Annotated in this window: 3 protein-coding genes; 2 read left to right on the plus strand and 1 reads right to left on the minus strand. The window is 59.9% G+C overall.

Annotated features, from left to right (window positions below; all coding sequences use genetic code 11):
- On the plus strand, positions 1 to 1,295 hold a 1,295-nt coding region (locus tag IE093_RS22130), incomplete at its 5' end, for a DUF637 domain-containing protein (protein WP_229803904.1).
- Between the two features lie 545 nt (positions 1,296 to 1,840).
- Here IE093_RS22130 and IE093_RS22135 read toward each other — a convergent pair.
- Complete coding sequence (locus IE093_RS22135) at positions 1,841 to 2,833, minus strand: IS30 family transposase (protein WP_189473092.1); 993 nt, start codon at positions 2,831 to 2,833, stop codon at positions 1,841 to 1,843.
- Between the two features lie 91 nt (positions 2,834 to 2,924).
- Between IE093_RS22135 and IE093_RS22140 the strand changes: the two genes are divergently transcribed.
- Positions 2,925 to 3,111 (plus strand): hypothetical protein (locus IE093_RS22140; RefSeq protein WP_189473094.1); only part of this gene is annotated, 187 nt, incomplete at its 3' end.

Genomic DNA, 3,111 nt, shown 5'->3' on the forward strand with positions numbered 1-3,111 from the left:
ACCTGCCATCAGGCAGCCCGCGGAAGATCGCCCTGCATGCATTGGCCGGCGGCGCGGTCGCCGAAGCCACGGGCGGCGACTTCAGGACCGGCGCCTTGGCCGCCGGCGCCAACGAAGCGCTGGTGGAGCACCTGGCCGAGCTGGTCGACAACGACCCGCAGCTGCTGGTGGTGGCCTCGCAGATCACCGGCATCGTCGCCGCCGAACTGACAGACGGCGATTTGTCCCAGGGCGCCGCGATCGCCGCGTACTCGACGCTCTACAACCGCGGGCGCCACCCCCAGGAGGAAGCCCTGCTCGCCGAGCAAGCCGCGGCGCTGGAAGAACGGCTCGGCTCGCCACAACTGGACGGCGTCACCTGGGACGACATGATGGCGCTGGTCTCCGGCGCGCAACTCGACGCGCAGCAGGCGGCCCAGTTCGACGCCCTGCTGGCGGGCCTGGAGAGCACCAGCAATGCCAACAACCCGCAATACCAGCGCTTCCTGCACGACTTGCAGATCGCCAGTGTCGCCATGGACGACCTGACGAATCGCTACGCGGGCCTGGAGCTGACCTGGGACAACGGTGACCCGATCACCGCCCACGGCGAACCGGTCACCGCCTTCCAGGCCACGGACGCCCAGTACCGGGACAGCGGCCTGTTCGGCGACACGGACAGCGGCGCCCTGGGACTCGGCACGCTGGAGGCGATCCGACAGTACGGCGCGGCGCAAGCCGGCCAACACCAGGGCGAGATCGCCGATATCGGCGCCTCGGCACCGCCAATGGATGAGGTGTATGATCGGGCCTATTGGAACGCCCTGGGCGGTGCTGCCAAGCCGGACACGACGGATGTCGAGCTTGCCTTGACGCTGTCAGGGGCGGGCGCTGGTGCGAGAGCCGTCTCCCTGGGTGCCCGAGGGCTCAGGAACTGGCTGCAGTCGCGGGTCAGTGGGGGAGTCGTTGCAAGAGGAACAAGGTTAACTTATGACGCAGCGAGTCAATCTTGGACGTCTCCAGCGGGGTTAATTTATGGTCAAGGCTCAAAGCATGGTAATCGTGTAAAACATGTATTGGATCATGCTGCGCCAAATCCGAATAAGAGAACTCATTCAGTGTTTAATGTCGATCGCAATGAGATTCTAGGGGTGGTGGATGAAGCGTGGACTAAGAGAGGGAGCCCACTGCCAAACGATCCAGGTGCGTTTATTGTGCCAATGGGTCGAGTCGTAGGCACAGCTGGAGAAACGAGTGTTAAGATAGTGGTTAGACCTAACACTAATGAAGTAATAACTGCATTTCCAGTTAGATAATGAGGTTGAGTATGTGGTGTCCACGCTGTGATCAAGGTGAAGTGGTTGTGGCTACGATCAACAAGACTAACGATACGATTTATGTGTGTGAGGAGTGCGAGGCTACTTGGTTTAATGAGGGTGATATAGGGTCAAGGCCGTTTGTTGACTTTGGCACTTACATGAAATCTTTAGGATTAGAGCCTCTATGGGCGGAGATTACGGTCTCAAATTAATAAAAATATCAAAGAGAGTGTGGTAGCGAGGGAGCAAGCTGTCGGAGCTGATGCGATGAGTGAAGGCTCAGCCACGTCCATCATGACTATTATGTCAGATGAGTGGGAAGGCGGTTTCAATGACCAAATGAACGCCTGCTCCTGATCTTTAACAATTAATTCTCTTGCATCTAGCCGGGGAGGATACCTTCTCCCTGGCTAGATGCTTGCCGTAATGTGATGACTAGGTTCCCGCAACCTTTTCTATGCATTCGGCGAGGCTATACGTCTTACTTGTAGGGGTCCGGATGATCGACTGAGCTATATGAAGCTATCCTTTGCTGCCTGAATTCAAGCAATAAGTGCAGCACCTGCGGTACCCAAGGCTCCTGAGTATTCTCCCAGAAACACCTGTGCCGGCGTCCGATAACCAAGCCGTTTTCTAGGGCGATTATTCAGCTTCTTGACCACCGCACGCAGCTCGCTATCGGTGACCTCCCGAAAGTCAGTCCCCTTGGGGAAATACTGCCGTATCAGGCCATTGGTGTTCTCGTTGGTCCCTCGCTGGCTGGAGCAGTAGGGGGCGCAAAAGTAGGTCGCTGCGGTCACCGCCTTGGCCACTGCCTCGTGACCTGCGAACTCCGAACCATTGTCCAAGGTGATGGTTTTGACCGCACCACGGCGGGGTTTCAGCAGCCGAATCATGGCCTTCTGCATCAGCTCCGCGGTGATGTTGGGAAGTCGCGCCGCCAGCAGATAGCCGCTGCGACGCTCGACCAACGTGACCAGCCCCGACTGCTTATGCCCCTTGAGCACCGTGTCGCCCTCCCAGTGGCCAATGGTGAGCCGGTCGTCGACCTCAGCGGGACGGTGCTCGATGCCGACCCGGTTGGGGATCTTGCCCAGCCCCGCACTCTTGGCCTGAGCACGCTGTTTATTGCGCCGCTTGGGCTGCCGCAGGCACTGCCACAGGTCGCCACCGAGCGCCCTGTCATCCCAGATCAAGGAGTAGATCCACTGGTGACTCACACCGACACCCGCCAGGGGTGCCATGAAGCCGCTGATCTGCTCCGGGCTCCACTCCTCACGCAGACGACCCACGACGGCTGCAATCATGCTGGGCAGGCGCTTGGTCCACTTCCAGGCGGTGCGCCGCCGGTCATCGCTCAGGCGTTGCGCCTGCCTGGGATCATACCCTTCAGGAGAGGCATTGCGATGCAGCTCACGGCTGACGGTGCTGTTATGGATGCCAAGCTCCCTGGCGATCTGTCGCTGGCTCATGCCCACGTCACGACGGGCATGAATCTGGTATCGTTGGGTCTGGGTCAGCTGTCGGTATCCCATGCTCTGCTTCACTTTGGTCGGTAAAGCAGGGAGGGTACCGGTGCTGGCCCTCCTGCCTCTACCTGCTGGTCCAAAGTGCTGCAGTTATTCTATGAATCCAGGCTGGCAGCCAAGGAGCCATCGCGACCTCACCCTCGCCTCGGCGGCCAACATTCGCCACCACGAAGCCCACACCGCCACCACCGACTGGATCAGCCGCCGGGTGCGCCAGCAGGGCAGCGAACTGCTGGCCGGCAAGAACCTCACGATGCGCAGCGGGCGCGATCTGCGCCTGATCG

The sequence above is a fragment of the Litchfieldella qijiaojingensis genome (genome assembly GCF_014651875.1).
Taxonomy (GTDB): Bacteria; Pseudomonadota; Gammaproteobacteria; order Pseudomonadales; family Halomonadaceae; genus Litchfieldella; species Litchfieldella qijiaojingensis.